Origin of the sequence: Paenibacillus sp. CAA11 (assembly GCF_003060825.1) — a bacterium.
Classification (GTDB): domain Bacteria; phylum Bacillota; class Bacilli; order Paenibacillales; family Paenibacillaceae; genus Fontibacillus.
The window spans coordinates 2,988,708-3,006,166 of record NZ_CP028922.1 but is presented as its reverse complement, the minus strand read 5'-3'; the positions used below and the strand labels follow the sequence as shown (position 1 = coordinate 3,006,166).

General features: G+C 46.5%; 23 protein-coding genes, 1 tRNA gene and 1 other annotated feature. Of the genes, 15 read left to right on the top strand and 9 right to left on the bottom strand.

All coding sequences use genetic code 11. The features are described 5' to 3' along the window. Positions 1-13: 13 nt before the first annotated feature. Entirely contained in the window at positions 14-526 is a 513-nt protein-coding gene (locus DCC85_RS14000) for a DUF3231 family protein (RefSeq protein ID WP_108466156.1), read from the bottom strand. A 168-nt stretch (positions 527-694) separates the two neighbouring features. Here DCC85_RS14000 and DCC85_RS13995 point away from each other — a divergent pair, with 168 nt between their 5' ends. Then, a complete protein-coding gene (locus tag DCC85_RS13995) occupies positions 695-1,264 on the top strand; it encodes an LOG family protein (protein ID WP_108466155.1) in 570 nt (189 codons plus the stop codon). A gap of 7 nt (positions 1,265-1,271) precedes the next feature. On the opposite strand, the gene DCC85_RS13990 is transcribed toward DCC85_RS13995, so the two are convergent. Both DCC85_RS13990 and DCC85_RS13985 read right to left on the bottom strand, forming a co-directional pair. Next, on the bottom strand, positions 1,272-1,649 hold the full coding sequence (locus DCC85_RS13990; RefSeq protein ID WP_234414172.1) for a YidH family protein: 378 nt from the start codon (positions 1,647-1,649) through the stop codon (positions 1,272-1,274). Between the two features lie 183 nt (positions 1,650-1,832). Then, complete coding sequence (locus DCC85_RS13985) at positions 1,833-2,366, bottom strand: DoxX family protein (protein WP_108466154.1); 534 nt, start codon at positions 2,364-2,366, stop codon at positions 1,833-1,835. A 239-nt stretch (positions 2,367-2,605) separates the two neighbouring features. Here DCC85_RS13985 and DCC85_RS13980 point away from each other — a divergent pair, with 239 nt between their 5' ends. Further along, on the top strand, positions 2,606-3,070 hold the full coding sequence (locus tag DCC85_RS13980; protein WP_108466153.1) for a general stress protein: 465 nt from the start codon (positions 2,606-2,608) through the stop codon (positions 3,068-3,070). 59 nt (positions 3,071-3,129) lie between these two features. Here the strand turns inward: DCC85_RS13980 and DCC85_RS13975 are convergent, their stop codons facing one another. Further along, a complete protein-coding gene (locus DCC85_RS13975; RefSeq protein WP_234414171.1) occupies positions 3,130-3,450 on the bottom strand; it encodes an acetyl-CoA acetyltransferase in 321 nt (106 codons plus the stop codon). Between the two features lie 598 nt (positions 3,451-4,048). Between DCC85_RS13975 and DCC85_RS13970 the strand changes: the two genes are divergently transcribed. The 3 genes from DCC85_RS13970 (at position 4,049) to DCC85_RS13960 (ending at position 6,032) form a co-directional block, all read left to right on the top strand. After that, a complete protein-coding gene (locus DCC85_RS13970; protein ID WP_234414170.1) occupies positions 4,049-4,324 on the top strand; it encodes a hypothetical protein in 276 nt (91 codons plus the stop codon). A 39-nt stretch (positions 4,325-4,363) separates the two neighbouring features. Further along, a complete protein-coding gene (locus DCC85_RS13965; RefSeq protein ID WP_108466151.1) occupies positions 4,364-4,615 on the top strand; it encodes a DUF3949 domain-containing protein in 252 nt (83 codons plus the stop codon). A gap of 253 nt (positions 4,616-4,868) precedes the next feature. Next, complete coding sequence (locus DCC85_RS13960) at positions 4,869-6,032, top strand: trans-sulfuration enzyme family protein (protein WP_234414169.1); 1,164 nt, start codon at positions 4,869-4,871, stop codon at positions 6,030-6,032. Positions 6,033-6,109: 77 nt separating this feature from the next. Here DCC85_RS13960 and DCC85_RS13955 read toward each other — a convergent pair whose 3' ends face one another. Together DCC85_RS13955 and DCC85_RS13950 are read right to left on the bottom strand one after the other, a co-directional pair. Continuing rightward, complete coding sequence (locus DCC85_RS13955; protein ID WP_108466150.1) at positions 6,110-6,430, bottom strand: antibiotic biosynthesis monooxygenase family protein; 321 nt, start codon at positions 6,428-6,430, stop codon at positions 6,110-6,112. Positions 6,431-6,512: 82 nt separating this feature from the next. Beyond that, on the bottom strand, positions 6,513-6,722 hold the full coding sequence (locus DCC85_RS13950) for a hypothetical protein (RefSeq protein WP_108467870.1): 210 nt from the start codon (positions 6,720-6,722) through the stop codon (positions 6,513-6,515). 185 nt (positions 6,723-6,907) lie between these two features. On the opposite strand from DCC85_RS13950, the gene DCC85_RS13945 reads away from it, so the two are divergent. Further along, the gene (locus tag DCC85_RS13945; protein ID WP_108466149.1) at positions 6,908-8,494 is read left to right on the top strand and encodes a sensor domain-containing diguanylate cyclase; all 1,587 of its coding nucleotides are present in this window, start codon (positions 6,908-6,910) and stop codon (positions 8,492-8,494) included. A 62-nt stretch (positions 8,495-8,556) separates the two neighbouring features. Here DCC85_RS13945 and DCC85_RS13940 read toward each other — a convergent pair whose 3' ends face one another. Beyond that, on the bottom strand, positions 8,557-8,796 hold the full coding sequence (locus tag DCC85_RS13940; protein WP_199910023.1) for a YuzF family protein: 240 nt from the start codon (positions 8,794-8,796) through the stop codon (positions 8,557-8,559). Between the two features lie 142 nt (positions 8,797-8,938). Here DCC85_RS13940 and DCC85_RS13935 point away from each other — a divergent pair. Further along, positions 8,939-9,010, top strand: a tRNA-Val gene (locus DCC85_RS13935). Positions 9,011-9,167: 157 nt separating this feature from the next. After that, positions 9,168-9,653 carry an NTF2 fold immunity protein gene (locus DCC85_RS13930; RefSeq protein WP_108466147.1) on the top strand — a complete coding sequence of 162 codons (486 nt, stop codon included), beginning with the start codon at positions 9,168-9,170 and terminating at the stop codon, positions 9,651-9,653. Between the two features lie 67 nt (positions 9,654-9,720). On the opposite strand, the gene DCC85_RS13925 is transcribed toward DCC85_RS13930, so the two are convergent. After that, positions 9,721-10,077, bottom strand: coding sequence for a hypothetical protein (locus DCC85_RS13925; protein ID WP_108466146.1), 357 nt, complete (start codon positions 10,075-10,077; stop codon positions 9,721-9,723). A gap of 206 nt (positions 10,078-10,283) precedes the next feature. Continuing rightward, positions 10,284-11,837 (bottom strand): PucR family transcriptional regulator, encoded by a 1,554-nt coding sequence (locus tag DCC85_RS13920; RefSeq protein WP_108466145.1) that lies wholly within the window; start codon positions 11,835-11,837, stop codon positions 10,284-10,286. Positions 11,838-11,967: 130 nt separating this feature from the next. On the opposite strand from DCC85_RS13920, the gene DCC85_RS13915 reads away from it, so the two are divergent. From DCC85_RS13915 to DCC85_RS13885, 7 genes are all read left to right on the top strand, one after another. Beyond that, positions 11,968-12,786, top strand: a complete 819-nt coding sequence (locus tag DCC85_RS13915; protein ID WP_159081879.1) for an acetoacetate decarboxylase family protein — start codon at positions 11,968-11,970, stop codon at positions 12,784-12,786. Further along, the gene (locus tag DCC85_RS13910; protein ID WP_108466143.1) at positions 12,770-13,537 is read left to right on the top strand and encodes an SDR family NAD(P)-dependent oxidoreductase; all 768 of its coding nucleotides are present in this window, start codon (positions 12,770-12,772) and stop codon (positions 13,535-13,537) included. Before DCC85_RS13915 ends, DCC85_RS13910 begins: the two co-directional genes overlap by 17 nt. Positions 13,538-13,646: 109 nt before the next feature. Continuing rightward, a complete protein-coding gene (locus tag DCC85_RS13905) occupies positions 13,647-13,886 on the top strand; it encodes a hypothetical protein (protein ID WP_108466142.1) in 240 nt (79 codons plus the stop codon). Positions 13,887-13,964: 78 nt separating this feature from the next. Continuing rightward, a complete protein-coding gene (locus tag DCC85_RS13900) occupies positions 13,965-14,282 on the top strand; it encodes a hypothetical protein (RefSeq protein ID WP_108466141.1) in 318 nt (105 codons plus the stop codon). 61 nt (positions 14,283-14,343) lie between these two features. After that, positions 14,344-14,787: a GNAT family N-acetyltransferase gene (locus tag DCC85_RS13895; protein WP_108466140.1), complete on the top strand. Its 444-nt coding sequence runs from the start codon at positions 14,344-14,346 to the stop codon at positions 14,785-14,787. A gap of 81 nt (positions 14,788-14,868) precedes the next feature. Further along, positions 14,869-15,111 (top strand): DUF3892 domain-containing protein, encoded by a 243-nt coding sequence (locus DCC85_RS13890; protein ID WP_108466139.1) that lies wholly within the window; start codon positions 14,869-14,871, stop codon positions 15,109-15,111. Between the two features lie 165 nt (positions 15,112-15,276). Continuing rightward, positions 15,277-15,509: a binding site (T-box leader), on the top strand. Positions 15,510-15,551: 42 nt separating this feature from the next. Beyond that, positions 15,552-17,429, top strand: a complete 1,878-nt coding sequence (locus DCC85_RS13885; RefSeq protein WP_108466138.1) for an arginine--tRNA ligase — start codon at positions 15,552-15,554, stop codon at positions 17,427-17,429. Positions 17,430-17,459 lie beyond the last annotated feature (30 nt).

Below are 17,459 nucleotides of genomic sequence, written 5' to 3'. Positions count from 1 at the left end.
TAAATAAGTGGCGTTAAACGTGAGCCATTTCGGGTCTATCTACATGCAGCGGTGGAGGAATCAGCCAACCCTTGTCTTTATTCATACGAAGCACCCGTTCTCCCATGGCTTGCTTTTTAGCATAATATTTGGTGAACATTAAGGCTACATCCTCCCGGATGCACATCCCGATAATGGTACTGATGGCCGGTAGTCCTATGGCGATATCGGCAGCAATACCCATGGCGATCTCGATATCGGAGAATCTTGCGCCTGCGGGAATCTCTTCCCAGTGCGCTTCCGGTCTTTCAGGAAGAAGCGGAGCAGGGGTAATGTTGTTCTTCATGAGCAGATCATCGGTCTCTTTAATTTCGTGTCGAGCCTGTGTGATCAAGTCTTGAAGTACCTCTTTGAGGTCTTTATCTCCTGCGTGATTTAGCATGGCTTGGTAACCGGAGAGACTGGCTTTCGCCTTGCTGGAATATTCCCACACATGATAAATTTCACCGTAATGCATCGGTTCATTCTTTCCATCTAACACACCCATGTATGAATGCTCCTTCCTCAAGTGCAAAATGAACTTCAGAGATAGAATGCCCTGAAATACTCATGCACATCCAGAAATCATTTAAGATTTGTTATAATTTAACATGGGATTCACATGGACTATAGTAAAATATATGGAGAGCCTAAAAGAGATGAGGGGTGAGCGGTAATGCGATCTATATGCATATTTGCCGGAGCCAATCCGGGAATCAAGCCCGAGTATCAGCAGAAGGCGGCGTTGTTGGGACGATTGCTGGCTGAACAAGATATTCGCCTAGTGTATGGGGGATCTCGCAACGGGCTGATGGGAATTGCGGCGAATGAAGCTTTGGCCTATGGGGGTGAGGTCGTCGGCATTATGCCGACAGGTCTATTCAAAGCGGAGATTGTACATCGGGAGCTGACAGAGCTTGTAGAGGTCAATGGCATGCATGAGCGTAAAGCGAAAATGGCGGAATATGCTGATGCCTTCATTGCTTTGCCGGGCGGGATTGGGACCTTTGAAGAATTATTCGAGGTATTATGCTGGGCTCAAATCGGTCTTCATGGCAAACCTGTAGGTTTGCTAAACACGCTGGGTTATTATGAGCCCCTCATGGGACTCATTCGTCACTGTATAACTGAAGGCTTCGCATCACATTCCAATCTTGAAGCCATTCACATTGCTGATGAGCCGGAGGATCTTCTCAGTCAGATGAGACATCACTCGTTACTTATTCCCGAGAAAAAGTGGTCCTAGCTGCCCCTTAAGGGAACAGCAGGAAATATATTAATCCGAATAAAAGTCCAAATATCGCCAGCATGAATAAGAAGGTCAGATTGACGACCAGATAAGAAGAACGGAAAGATTGAGTATTGATTTGGTTACGCTTAATTCGATATTCAATGGTTGCCGCAATCATCATGGCTATCCCAAAAATGAGGGCGCTAATTCCCGCAATGGCCGAGAAAATGTGGGCTACAGCCTCACGACTGCTGTTAAACACCAGACCAGCGGCTAGAAACCCGACGCCTACAACAGCTATACTAGTTCGAAGCCAAGCAAGAAAGGTGCGTTCGTTTGCTAAATGCTGTTGTATGTACTTGCTTTCGTCGTTCATTTCTTCTTGTTGTGGGACCGTCATAGCGTACAACACCTCGCATGGATTAAAGAATGAAATAACACTTCATATGTTTTACCACACTTCCTGTTCTTTCGAATCGTTAAGAGCTGAATTTCAGAAGGAAGCTAAGGGGGGATTGACCAGGAGCAAAACAACCTTCTGCCTGTAAGCAGAAGGTTGTTATATACTATCTTTTTAAGAAGGCTATGCTGTATGTTTTACTTTCATGCTCTTGGGAAGTTTCGCCTGTCCTTCGTTGTGCTCTTTGTGGAAGAGGCTCCGCAGATAGGGCATGACCCAACGATCCAGCCCGATCTTGCCGCCATTAGCAGCTGCAACAACAAGGAACACTTCGAGTATTAGCATTTGGGCATTCGTGCTTACTGTTCCCGAGAAAAGGAAGGCGGCGTTCATAACGAGTCCCATTAGAGCAGCAAAGGTAGTGAATGTGCCTAGAATCAATCCAAGCCCAACCAGGAACTCGCCAAGTGGAATGAGTACATTGAAGAACTTAACGCCTGGCAGCGCAGCGTGTTCGAGGAAGGTAGCCCACCAGCTCTGCACAGCTGGATGATCTCCGGTGCTGTTGGCAATCGCTCCGTTTAGGAAGCCTGCAGCATCAAACCCTTTCGTCAATTTTCCCCAACCGGCTGTGATCCATTCATAACCGAGATATACTCTAATTACAGTGAGCAACCACATTGCAACTTTGTTCGTTCTGAGCCATTGGTTAAACATATTAACCACTCCTCTTTTCGTTTTATCTTTTTTTATTTATTAGATGATCATCTTTGATGTCTTTAGTATAAGTGATTTTTTTCACAATACATGTGATTTAAATCACAAATAATAAAAATTTAATTAAAATTTGATGCGTCTGTACGTGTGACCGCTGTGCAGCTGCCGTTTCCCTCACGGCCAAAATGGTTAATGAAAAGGGATAATGAGGCAGAAGATGAAAAGGGAAGGTGCGGAGCATGAAACTGGCTGTGGCCGTATTTCAGACTAGACAGGATGCATCGCTGGCTGTCCATGACATTATGGAAGAGGGAGTATCTCACAAGGATATATCTGTCATTGCCAAAGATCTGACAGAGCTTCAAAAGATAGCCGATGACAATGGGCTGAAGGATGCCGATCCAGGTACGGGCGGCGGCGTGTTTGGAACGTTGAGGGAGCTTGCGGGAATTGCTAAGGGCTCTCGTGGAGAGGCAGGCGCAATGGGTGCGGCCACGAAGATGACCGCTGGTACAGAGCTGTGGAGAGAAGGTGATGAACTAGCGGTCGCATTAATGAGCGCTGGAATTCCTGACGAGGATGCAAGGAACTATCAGACTTATGTAAGAAAGGAGCACTATTTAGTATTAGTTGCCTGTGAAGAGCCTAAAGCGGAGCGAATTCGTCAAATTCTGTCCGCCCATCAACAAATCGCTGTAGAATAACATTCTTCCCCAAGAAAATCGCCTTGGTCCCCAAGAGGAGCCAAGGCGATTTTCTTGGGTTAATAGAGCAGAGTAATAACAAGCAGTTCATAGAGCACGAGAGGGAGAATGGCGCTGGAATAAGGATTGAAGAAGGAGCGGTTTATAGAATGTACAGCGTGATGCGGATGCGTGGTTTGCAAATGCAGTAGGCCGCCGTCCAGATAAACCAAAATGCCTTCATACACATGGCCATCTATAGTCTGCACACGCACCCGGCGATTCAGATAGGGGGCAGCAGCTTGGTGAATATGATCTCTGTATCTTCTCATGTTGTTTACCGTCTCAGGTGACGCTTGATAGATGACATTTCTGTCCATCTGCTCAGGTAGTACATTCATGTTCTACAACCTCCGCAAGTGTATTTGTGATTTCAGCTTATGCAATAAGCCTAGAGGAGGTGTAGAAGCCCATTATTTTATTTCTTGACTCCCTTTTTTACAGGACGGCTCTGTTTCACACTACACACTTGCACAGGACGCTCCTCACTGGAGCAGCTATAGAGCTTCTTGTAGATAGGTACACAGTGATGGTTATGAACGACTTGTATCGGTTGAATTACAGGTACAAGCTGTGGATGAAAATGGTTTTCTACAATGACAATGGGGTCCAGTATAATGGGATCAGCCGGAGGACAGCAGAAAGGTTTTGACATTAGACAATCAACTCCTTCGCATAAGATGGTTCATTATATTAATTCCTTGACCGATTGTCTTGTTCGTTTGTCCCGTGTTTAAAAAGGATAATTGTCTACAATGGGTCGGCGTGGCCTTGCATGGCTTGTTGCAGCTAAAATGTTATTAAAACGACCTTCATCATATGCTTTGTCGTGATTTGACTATGTTCCTCACTATTATGATTAACGTTCTGATTGGCAAAGAGCCCCCAAGGCAAGTTGAGTATTCCATAGGCGCTTCTCTCTCTCAAACCTCATTACTATTGGCAGATCGCTTAGGTTATTTTTGTGCTCGTATCCCGTCGTTTATCTGGGTTGGTTTTATGAACATAACCCACGGCATTTTAACCGGGACTAATATTGCCGAGCGTTCTGCGTTCAAGAACGGATCGAAGGGTATTTCTGCCGGAGTTGTATATGAAGCAGTACTGTTCGCTAACTATAGTGCAGCGCCTCAAAACGGAGAGCCGCTGCAATTCGTAGATTTCGGCCTGCCTAATCGGATCGCGTTGGACCAGGTTTATGTTTCCAGCATGTGATATAATGAGTGCATCATTGTTATAAAGGTGGGGATATTCATGCTTTGGTTTATCTGTTTAGGGATCGGAGTTTATCTATTGATAAATGCTGCCATGATTCCAGTTCAGTATTCGTATATTGGTGAGTTGCGAAAACGCCAGCAAAGCAGCGGAAAATCTCAGCAGGAATTGTATCAGGATATGCCTTTTGGAGAAGAGCAGCTGCATGCTCATCAGCAAGGTGCCTTTTGGCCGGCGTCCATCGTAGCAGGATTAATCTACAAGAGAAAGCATGGCGTGACAAAAGTTTAAGAGAATAGGAGTCAAGGAGGCTGTCCTGTGCAGGATGGCCTTTTTTGCGTCAACTGCTGTAGATCGAGGTATAAAAGTAGGCACAGGATAGCAAAGAGAAGAGGCGAGGGGGCACGGCATGACACTAGGAGAATGCTTAGAGCAGCTTCCGGGTCGTCTAGTCCTGGTCGATGATGCCTATCCATAAACAGCTGTATAATTTCCGAGCGATAATGGCATGATGGAAATTGATCACTCAACAGGTAGGTGCAGCGTGATTAATAGCAAAGATTGGTTAACCTGTCTTCGATTTGAGGACAAGGATGGACGTTTTCACGGCTCTTCGGTAGCTCCCTTGTTCGAGGCAGCCCCGTTCTTTTTCAACAGTTATGAGGAATATGCCGAGGCAGCAAGGGCTGAAGCATCCCATTATGTTTACTGGAGAGGCACAAATCCAACGGTGCGAATTGTGGAGTCGATGCTCGCTGAGCTTGAAGGCGGGGAAGACTGCAGATGCTTTGCGTCAGGGATGGCCGCGATCCACGCAGCTCTGATGTGCTGTTTAACCACAGGGGATCATGCCGTGTTGGTTGGACATGTTTATGAAACTTCTGTCCACCTCATTCAGTATTTGAACAAATTTCAAATTAGCTATACCCAGGTAGAAGGCACGTCAGTAGAACAGGTAGAGCGGGCTATTAGGAATCAGACCAGAGCCATTTTACTGGAGAGCCCAACCTCTCTTACTTTTGAGCTGGTGGACTTAAAGGCTGTAGCTGAGATGGCACGATCCAGTGGTATTCGCACCATTGTCGATAATTCATGGGCGACCCCGATATTTCAAAAACCGCTGTCTTACGGTGTAGATATTGTAGTTCATTCGGTATCCAAATACTTAGGAGGACATAATGATCTGGTAGGCGGCGCTGTCATCGCTTCCAGCGACATTATGGAGCGGATCTTTTATGAAGAGTACCTGTTACTTGGAGCGGCTATGGGACCGTTTGAAGCATGGCTGCTGATTAGGGGGCTTCGCACGCTTCCGCTTAGAATGAATGCGCATCATGAGGCAGGCATGAAGGTGGCAGAGTATTTATCCGGGCATCCCAGTGTCGCAGCAGTACATCATCCAGGGCTAATCTCGCATCCGCAGTATGATTTAGGCCGAAGACAGCTTTCAGGCTATGGGGGATTGTTCAGCTTCGTGCTGAAGGAGTCATCCTATGAGGCCGTTTGCAAAGTGATTAATCGATTAAAGCGCTTTCGGATTGGTGTATCTTGGGGAGCAATGGAGAGTCAGGTCATCTCCCCAAACATCGGAACCAATGAACAGCAGCTTAAAGAGCAGGGCATTCCACTGTCATTAATTCGTCTTGCGGTAGGTCATGAACCGCCAAATTGGCTAATTGAAGATCTGGAGCAGGCGCTCCAGAATTAAGGACGACACTCCTTGAGTAGGCGTAACGCTGAACAAGGAGTGTTTGTCTATATTCAGGGGCAGTTGGAGACCTTACTTTACTTAGAGGCGGATTTAACGGCCTTCAGCTCGTACATACCTACTTCGGTGTTGACGATATAGTCAGGTTTTGGTTTCCCACGGTTTGCTTTGTGACCGGCGATGTGGGCATCGCTCTTCTCCCACTGCTTCCAGTGATCCTCTGATTCCCAGCGGATCATCACCACGACTTCTTCTTCACCGCGGGATGCTTTTTTCACAAAAACCTGGCTGTCGACAAACCCTTCCTGCTCATCAACAATACCCGGACTGCTGAAGCGTTCAACTACTTTATCTGCATTCCCTTCGGTAACTGTAATTCTTCTAATTTGAACGAACATACATATCTCTCCCATCTAAAGGCAATATATGTTCATATTAAATGATAATGAATATCATTGTCAAAAGAGAATGGGACTATCTTTATACGGGCATCGAAATAATTCGCGTGACATGCTCGATCTCATGGAGTAAGACCCAAGCTGCGCCTTCCGTGGATTTGATTTGAACCTGATCAGGATTCGCATTCCATTTTGGGACGCCAATCATGGACTGGCCGCTATTCAGCTTGACCGCGACGTGCTGCTCAAGAGTGACGGCAATTTTCAACTGGATTAAATCTTCTTTATTCATAGTCAAGGCAAATGTTCTCCCTTAAATTGAAAGTAAAGTGCTTTAAGATATATATCGTATTCTCCAGTCGATTCTTGAATGGCTTCGCAGAAATTACTAAAAAAATTGGGAATTTGTCCGATAAGTAAAGAAGATTCAAGCTGAATAGCAGCTTCTAAATTCGAATAAAGGTTGTTGCATACTAGATGAAAGCTGCCCAAAGCCCAAAAAAGGTTAGCCTTACCGTATTGCTCTCTGGAATTGTTATTTTATCGTTCCTTATTACAATCATCATTGCGGTAACAGCTTCTTCGAAATCAGAAAGAGAGCTGTTATATGGAAGAACCTTGGAAATGAACCGTTCTGACGCAATTAGAACAAGCAATACTATGAATATGCTCTTTAAATCTATGCGGGGAAATCTTGAAGAAATTACTAGAGAAGTGGCTGATATGGATCCGAAAAGGGATTCCAGTCTAATTCAGGAGCGGTTGGACCTGGTAAATAAAAGTAGCAATTACTTTAATTCTCTGTCTTGGATTGGTCTAGATGGTCGTGTTCTGAACATTACTCCTCCTTCCGTGAACTTAGTCGGCAAGCAGCTTAAGACAGAAGCGGTCAAAGAAGCCCTTGCGTCAAGAAGGCCGGAAATTTCCGAACCTTATATTGGGACAACGGGCAGATTGATTGTCCTTATGACACAGCCTATTTTTGATAGCAAGGGGAACTATAGGGGAATAATGGGCGGGACGCTCTATCTTCAGGAGGACAACATACTCAGTTCCATTTTTGGCTTGAATCATGTTGACCAGGTTGGATCCTATTTCTACGTTGTAGATTCCAAGGGGAGCCTGATCTATCATCCTAACAAGGATCGGCTTGGAGAGGATGTGAGCATGAATCCGATTGTACAGAACTTGAAGCAAAATATGAGCGGGAAGGAACGAGTTATCAATACCAAAGGCGTAGCTTTTCTGGCTGGTTATCATACCGTGGACGAGAATGGATGGGGGATCGTTGTCCAAACCCCTATTCGGATGGTTAGCGAGGAACAGAGTAAGCAGGTTACCGAGATGTTTCTCATCATGCTGCCACCTTTTCTGCTGTTTATGGCGATTGCCGTATGGCTTGCACAGAGATTGGCGGCTCCATTTGTATATTTAGCCAGATTTGTGAGCAAGGCTTCTTCAGGACAAGGTAAAATGGTTATCCCACAAATCAAGCATCACTGGAACAGGGAGGCAGATCTCCTGACAAAGGCTGTCATGACGACCATTCATAAGATGCAGCAGGAGCACGCAGAACTATCAGATTCCGTAATGAAGGACCCTCTGACGGGTCTGCTGAACCGCAGAGCACTAAATGCCAAGCTGGATGACCTGATTGAGAACCAGCAGAGCTTCTCACTGCTTATGATGGATATTGATAAATTCAAGAACATTAATGATACATTCGGGCATCAAGCAGGCGATGAAGTGCTTCAATTCTTAGCCGATTTGATCGGAACATCTATAAGGCCACAAGACATCTGCTACAGGTTAGGGGGAGAAGAGTTGATCGTACTGCTGCCGGACACCCGGTTGGATGAGGCGTTTCTGATGGCTGAACAGATCCGGAAGCGTTGTGAATCCACCGATAGCCCGGTCAGAAGGCCTATTACGATTTCAATTGGCGTTGCTGAATATCCGGCACTAACCTCCGATCTGGAGGAGCTGTACGAATTAGCCGACCAGGCCTTGTATCGGGCCAAGGCTGCGGGAAGAAACCGCACGATCAAAGCAGGAACGCGGTAGGTGCAGCTATATTAAAAGCCGCCCAGTGAAGCGCTAGGGCTTCACTTGGGCGGCTTGCTTTTTTAATCAGGCATGATCCAGACGATCTCACAAATGCGGACGAAGAACATTTTCCCCCGAACATCCAGCACCACATGATCAGGCTTTACATCGGCTACACAGCCTTCCAGCCGTCCGCGCGTTGTCTCCAATACGACATATTTGCCTAGTGCCCCGCGCAAAGCTTCCACGACACAGGGATCGATCAGAGTCACACTCAGCGGCTTAGTCGCATGATGATACGGGTGAACTGGGTAAGGCATTTGATAATGATCCAATATATTCACTCCCACCTGAAATTTATACTGTATCCTATGCAGATGCCTAAGTGTTCGTTATGGGCTTTAGCCCATAAATTTTTCTGTTGTTTTTTGAAATAACTGATGATACAATAAATTTCACTGAAGGACGGTAGCTCAGCGGGAGAGCACTACCTTGACAGGGTAGGGGTCATGGGTTCGATCCCCATCCGTCCTATATGAATGAAAACCTTGAGAAATCAAGGTTTTTTTGCTTTCTTACAACTTCGCTAGATATACCGAACAGCCCAGAGCGGGGGACTCGGGTTCAGACTTGGTCAAAATATGATCTTTAGAGAATTACAGGATTAAACCGGCATTGGAGATGAATCAAGATGGGTTTTATGGATGGTTGGGAGGAATTATTCGCAGAACAGGAGCGGGAACGAGATCGGCTTCGCGTGAATCAAATCACTGTAAAAGTCAACTTTAAGAAGAAGAGTAGAAACAAGGTCCACCAAAAGGAAACGACCATCGAATATGGGCTGGTGGAGCGTGATATGGACGATGAGAATTTGATTGGAAGATACGAGCTCTATTTCGCTGAACGGGACACTCTCATCCAGAATGATCGGGTGGGGGAGGGCATTTCTTTTGGTGAACTTCCAGATGAACATGCAGCTGCGAAGGCTATCTTCCGATTCTTGGCGGAACAATGCGCTTCTATCTTGGAGGAATCCCCTTTTGCGATCAGCTACAACCCTGTGGCAGAAGCTTGGATAATTGAAGGAACGCTGCCTCCAGGGCATCTAGGCGGAGTTACCTATATTGCGTTAGCAAAGGAAACTGGAAAGCTGCTCATGATGTATGGGACCAGATGAGTAAGTTCCGTCGAATCCCTCTTGTGAAGCATAACGCTCCGAGAATCAAACAAACCAAGCAGCCGCATTAAGCGGACTGCTTGGTTTGTTTCTTGGCATTTAGCTTATTTTTCTTTACTTCACTGTGAGCAGCCAGCGAGAGAATGGCGAAAATTATAGTTATGAATGCCATAAGTAAGTATTGAGACTCGCCGCCAAGCACGTAAAGAATACTTACAACAGTAGAAGCGAGCATGAAACAAAATGTAACAAACGGCTTCGAAAATGAAAATGCCCAACCGATTAATTGGACGAATAAGAGTATCATCGTTAGGGCTCGAAGCGACTGAGCCTCAAAATCATACGGATCAGGTGTAATTGTCACCGCTTTATAGCCCATAAAGAGCAGCCATACTGTAATTAACAGTCCATTAGCCATTTTCAAAAGTCTTATCCCCCTCGTATAGCCAGTACTCAATAATCTATATCGGTTTTTCTCTAAAATTTGTAAAGATGGCCGCGTATGATTATTGGAAGTGGATATCAGAGGCAGCTGCAGAGCTAAATAGGAAGTTAAAACACTATGCGAACAGTAGTCTTCTTTCGAAATCCTTGAGGACTACCGGAGTGAGAATAAAGTTCCGCTAAAAACTATTCTCTCAATCTATCAAGGTAAGCGATCATTTTATAGGACATATATAATTTGAGAACGTTATCAATATTGTTTAGATCAATATGAATGAACTCACTGATCTGCTGCAGGCGATATCGCATAGTGTTGCGGTGGATAAACAGCTCGTCTGCAGTTTTTTGCAACTGCTGGTTGTTCTTCAGATAAGTAAATAGCGTGTGGTACAGGTCGGCATGGTGCTTCTCATCATATTCCCGCAAAGTAATCAGCGCCGGATGACACACATCCTGGTAATCACTCTCTGAATAGGAAGATAACATGTCATACAGCTGCACATCAGAATATTGGATTACCGGTTCGGCAGGCAGGACAATCAGGCCGATCTCCAGTGCCTTGACCGATTGCAGATAATATTTCCGGCAATTCATAATATCCGCGAATTCACTGCTAATTCCGAGGCGAATCTGATTGGAGATCAGAAATTCGTAAATATCAGGCCCGAGTTCCATTCTCGGAGCTGCTTCAAGATCCCGTTCTTTGACACTGACGATGTACTTATTATAAAAAATCAGATGCTCTGTCTTAAAAAGTGAACAGATTCGATCGCGTAAATACCCGTTATACTTGCCTGAAGCATCGTACCTTGCAATATCGAGCACTAGCACGGACAATCCGCCACTTAGCCTGATATTACTGCTTCGAAGTCTATCTTGGACAAGTTCTTTGTCGCTCAGATCATTCTCCAGCAAGTCATAGATTAATTCCTCGTACGCAGCATGGGTGGAATTACGGTAAAAACTGTTCTTCTGCAGCTCGGCCGCTACCATTACACTGATAAAGGCGGTTAACTCATGGTCCCTTGGAACAATAGGTCGTCTGCAGCCCAGTAGAACCACATTCCCAACAGGCTTATCCCCGATTTTCACCTTCGACACCAGCTTTACAGCAGCGCTGCTGCTGCAGATGACTTCATACGGCTCCGTAGAATTCACACTGCTTTGCACGCTCTTAATCTTTTTAACGGCAGCTATGAAATCATAGGAGCAGTATCCCTTCTGCAGATTATCCTTCCAGATCGGATCGCTGATTTCTGCACTATCTGAACAGGCTAGAACTTTATAGCTTAAATCAATGACAATCACCGGATTACCTAGAACATCTGCTGCTTCCCGGGCAATATAATCAAGTCCTTTTCCAGCAACAAGCGCTTTAAGCAGCTTCGCCTTAGCCTGCTCTGTTTCGGTTTCTTCCAGAAAGAGCTCCCTGGTCTGGTTGTAGATTTCAAAGACATCCTCGCCCGCTTGAAACTCAATCATATTCGGGTTCTTCTCCATACACGCCTGGACAGCAAGCTCTGAATCATTGATCAGCATGAAGCTGGCATTCTCCACGTTATCCGCATGGTTTGGGAGCATAGCTCCATTGCCCACATAGATAAATCCAGGCTCAAAGCGCTTTTGGTTCTTCGTGATCAGTTTGGCATCATTGTAAATCGCCTTATAATCCTTGTTTCTGTAAACACGGATCGCCTTCTTGCCAAAATACCCAACCAGTTGTTCAAAACTTATACTCATCTCTTTCACCCGCTATTATTATAGTGCGGCATGCACAAAAATACCAATTATTTTTATATTTTCCATATATATAAACAATGGTAGTGCTATGTTACATTGGAGCTGATCATATCTAGTAGGAGGAATGAGGATGGGCAGCTTTATTAGAGATGTGAACGAAATTGTGAAAAGAACTACAACACCGACGAAGTTTTATAATGCCGAGACGCTTACGGTTTATTGGGAGACATCCCCTGATACGATCCGGCGTATTCTGCCTGCCCCGCTGAAGCCTGGTCCCAAGCCATTGGTTCAAGCGTTCGTTGCCAATTATCCACGCACCAGCTTTTGTCCCCCTTACCGTGAGGCAGCCATATTTGTGCTGGCAGAATACAATGGAGTGCTTGGGAACTATTGTTTGTCCATGCCAATTAGCGATGATATTGCAATGGGACTTGGCCGTGAAATTTACGGTTTCCCCAAGAAGATGGCTGACATCAGCCTTAGCAAAGAGGGACAGATGGTTGAAGGGAGCGTCTCACGCCGGGGCATCGAATTTTTTCGGGTCAAAGCAGCCCTAACCGGAAAGATGAATGCCGACGATGGACAAAACATACTAAACGAGTATTACGGGGACGGGTTGCCTGTCTTCAACATTAAATATTCCAAATCCGCAGACGGCAACGGGTTCGATCTGGCGCCGCTCCTTATTCAACAGAACACCACTATGGACATCAAGGTGCTGAAGGCAGCAGAGATCGAGCTTAGCCTGCTTGACTCCCCAGATGATCCTTGGGCCGAACTGGAAGTATGCAAACTGCTGGGAGGCACTTACACGGTGAGTGACACTGTCCTGCTGCGGGGCAGCGTACTGGCCAATGTAGATCCTGTGAATTTCCTGCCATATTCCTATTTGCGCTGGGACTGGTGGGAGGAAGAAGGAGGGCTCCCTCATGAGAAATCTGTTTGATTTAAGCGGTAAAACGGCTGTTGTAACTGGCGCGGCTGGCGGCATTGGCGCAGAACTTGCTAAGGCGTTCGCTGCGCAGGGAGCAGACATAGCTCTGCTGGATCTAAAATTGGACAAGCTGAGAGCCCAAGCTAGTGAGATAGAATCCTTAGGTTGCAAGGCCCTGTCACTGAAATGCGATGTGACCCAGGAGGATGAGATTAAGGCTGCGGTGGCAACCATTATAGAGCATTGGGGCAAGATTGATATCCTGGTGAACAATGCAGGGGTTGCCTCCGCAGGTTCGGTGGAAACTCTGGAAGAGCGGGAATGGGACAGGGTGATTGATACCAACCAGAAGAGTATATTTCTCATGTCCAAGCACGTCGTGATGTCTATGAAAGCCAGAGGCTATGGCCGTATTATCAATATGGCCTCGATCTGCGGCATGATTGGCAGTAAGTCATTTCCGCTCCTTGCTTACAATGCTTCCAAAGGCGCTGTTTTGAGTATGACCAAGGGGATGGCTGCTTCATTGGCTCCGTATGGCATTACGGTTAACGCTATTGGGCCCAGCCTATTCCGCACGGAAATGACAGAAGCTTCTTTGTATCAGGACAGCTTTATCCAATTCTACAATGAGCAATGTCCTATCGGAAGGCCCGGAAATCCGGATGAATTGAATGGTGCCGCTATCTACTTTGCCTCTGATGCCTCCAGCTATACGACAGGCCAAACGCTGTTTGTGGACGGTGGCTGGACTTCAGTTTGATTCCAAAGCAGTAATCTTAAAGTCATCAGCTTCTATTCCCCCATTGATTTGAACCTAGGATACTTGACAAAGTAAACTAGATGTAGGAATCAATGGAGGGGTTATTTTTATGCGGCAGATAGCATATGAAGACAAAGATGATTTCTATAACCATAGCTGGCTGTTGTTACAGGAGCTGATTTCTTTCGATTGGAATATAGCCTATTATTGCGAACAATTTGAGGAATATAGAAATATTCAAGTGACTTGCTCTCATTTTATTCAAGATACGATTCCAAAGCTGTTGCAATTGGGTGCCCCTAAAGGATGTGCGGATTGTTTTTTTGGTTTGGTTAATTACCAGTGCTGATGCTCTGTTTATAGCGTATAAATGGCCTCTCTGCAGCGCACAATGATAGCAAATGCTAAGTGCTAAGGAGGAGCAGCCGTGTATAGGCAGAGACAGCGATTCGGCAAAGCTAGAGGGGTACAGTATAGTCGGGAAGGTAAACCGCGCCGTGCAAGCTACAGCGGCTGTCGATCGGTGGCTGTAAAGCTGCTCGGTTACTCGGTGATACTGACGTTAATGTCCGGATGTGGGATACAGCGAAGTGATGAGACGTTTCGAAGACAGACTACTTTAACCTCAACTGACAACAGCCAGGCTGTCATTCAAGACCTTTATGAGCCTTCCGTCGAGGCGGATTTATATGGAGTTGGGGGCGCTGAAATTTTGAGGGAGGAAGAGAGCTTGCTTGCTAAGTGAACGAATTATTATGTATAATAATGCAGTTTACTTAATTTACATGCTTTAGGAGGTTTACATCATGGCTGCAATTATTATACCGGTAAGAACGGAAGAACAGCTTCAACGTTGCCTGGACATTCGCATGGAAGTGTTTGTCGATGAGCAGAAGGTCCCCAAGGAGCTCGAGGTGGATGAGTTTGATCATATTGGGCCGGATGTCCATCATGTATTAATTGAAGTGGATGGAAAGCCTGCGGCAACAGGGCGGATTACATATTATAAAGATAATGCTGCGAAAATGCAGCGGATCGCTGTCCGCAAGGACTATCGTTCCCAAGGGATCGGCAAAATTCTGATGCTTGGCTTGGAGGAAGTGGCGCGGGATCTAGGCTTCGAGAAATCCGTTCTGGATGGCCAGCTGCATGCGGTGCCTTTTTATGAGAAGCTGGGCTACACCGTGACAAGTCAAGAGCCTTTCGATGATGCAGGTATCCTGCACCATCGCATGGAGAAGAAGCTGTAATTTACCACAAAGTAAATAATTCTCTGGTCATCTGGGGACACTATAGCCTGGTTAGAAAATCCGAAAGGAGAAGTGATCAGGATGGCTGCACCTGGAGGAAGAGAGACGTTTATTGCTGTACAGAAAAATGGTGACGGGGATCTGACCGCATTCAAAACCTCATCTGGTCGGGTTCTATCCTACGATGAAGCCCTTCAGGAAGTACAGGCTGGGGCAATTGCCGGAGTTAACGCCTTTAAGGGACGTGACGGAGAGACTTACCTGCGCGGTGATGCAGACGGTGACCCAACAAACAATTTGGATGCACTGCCGTTTTTTGAATAAATATTGAAAGTTACTACAGAAGAACACTTTCCTTTGGCGACAAAGAGGAGGTGTTCTTGGCTGTGTCCTTAGCATGACTAATGCTGAAACTTATGCGTAGATGCTATTGGCTACTTGAATTTGGAAGTAAACCTGATTATAATGTTTAGAAATTACATAACGCTATTAAAATCAATGATCGGGAGAGTAATTCTATCAGGAAGTCCAAGCGAGCCGGGAGGGTGGGAGCCGGTACGGAAGTGTAGAATGAAGCGGACCCGTGAGATGAATATCCGAAACTGCAGATTATAGCGGCAGTAGGAAATTCCGGCGCAAACCGTTATTTGTTAAGGTGGCCAGCCTTATGATAGGCTTGGCAACAAGAGTGGTACCGCGAGCCTCCCGTCCTCGTCTCTTTTTAGAAGAGACGGGGATTTTTTATGATACAGGAGGTACGTAAGATGTTATTAGTATGGATTACAGAAAAAGTAGAGGAAGCGGTAAGGAGATTATATGCCGAAGCTGGCATAGAGGAGCCAACAGAATCTAAGGTTCGCGTAGAAGCGTCCTCCAGGCCGGGGCAAGGCGATTATGCTTCAAGTATCGCCATGCCTCTCGCCAAACTGATGCGCAGGCCGCCGATTCAAATTGCGGAGCAGCTGAAGAGCTTTCTGGTGCAGGATGAGCGGTTTATGACACTGATGGCGAAGGTGGAAGTGGCTGCTCCAGGCTTCTTGAACATGACAGTGAACTGGAATGCCTGGGTGCACAGCGCGTACAGGAAGGTTGATCTCACCACCCTGTCTCTTGGCAAAGTGGTGGTAGAGCATACATCGATCAACCCTAATAAATCTGCACACATTGGCCATTTGCGGAATTCCTGTATTGGAGATACCCTGGTGCGTATGCTCAGAAGAACAGGGTCTGAAGTGGAAGTGCATAATTATATTGATGATCTGGGAAATCAGTTGGCGGATACGGTTGTCGGCCTGCTGCATTTGCCTACAGAGGGCCAGCATAAGCGGTTTGGTGATTTTTGTTGGGATGTATATTCCAAAGTAAGTCAAAAACTTAACGCAGAACCGGAACTCGCGGAAGAACGTGCAAGGGTGCTTCACGCCATGGAGGAGGGCCGCGGCAATCTGGCCTGGGTTGGAACTCTAACGGCTGAGCGCATAGTAAATGAGCACTTAGAGGAAATGAAGCAGTTCGGGATCGAGTATGACCTTCTGGTCTGGGAAAGCAATATTGTAAGGGAAGGCTTCTGGAACGCTGCATTTGAACGCCTGAAGTCAACTCCACATTTTGTACAGGAAACGGAGGGAAAGTTGCAGGGGTGCTGGGTACTGAAGCAGCATGAGGGACATTCTCCGTCCCAAGATGAAGAGGACGAAAGCTATTCACCGGATAAAGTTCTGGTACGCTCCAACGGGATTCTGACCTACACAGCTAAAGATATAGCTTATCATCTGTGGAAGTTCGGGGTCCTGAACAAGGACTTTCTCTATAAGCCGTTTGCCGGAGAGCTTTATACGACTTCCAGTTCAGGGGAGCAAGGGAGATATGGCCAGGCTGATACAGTGATCAACGTGATCGATCACAGGCAGGAATACCCTCAAGCCATGGTCAAGCAAGCTCTTGGCCTCCTTGGATATGACAAGGAAGCCGCCAGTCTGCAGCATGTCGGCTATGGTGTTGTATCCCTCAGCCCTTCTGCGGCAGCCGAGCTTGGCATTGACACTTCAGACGGTAAAGCTTCCTATGCGATGTCCGGAAGAGCGGGAATTGGCATCAAGATAACCGATCTCTTGGACCGGATGGAACGGATTGTCGAAGAGAAACGGGCAGATAAGAATGGAATGCCCAGCCGTGAGATCGCCGCAGCTGCAATCCGTTATTACCTGCTTCGGTTCAATTTACAGACAGAAGTCGTCTTTGATCTGCAGCAGGCGACAGAGATCACAGGAAATACAGGCGTATATCTGCTGTATGCCTATGCCCGGGCAGGAAGTGTGCTGAGTAAGCTGGGAATGGGTGCGGGAGTGCTTCCAGCTCCTTCACAGCTTCCGGAGATGGAGAAGCCGGAATATGCTCTGCTTAGACAAATTGCCGGCTGGCCGGATACGCTGCGGGCTGCGGTACAGGAGCTATCGCCGAATATGGTCTGCAGCTATGCTTATGAATTAGCGGCGCTCTTCAATAACTTCTATGCAGCCTGCCCGATTCTTAAGGTGGAGGAAGAGGTTCGAGCGTTCCGCAGCTGGCTGACCAGCCTGTTTAAAGCTACGCTTGGGGAAGTGCTGGAAGTGCTGGGGCTCCCGGCACCGGACAGAATGTAGTCCTGAAAGCCGGAATCATATGAAGCCCCC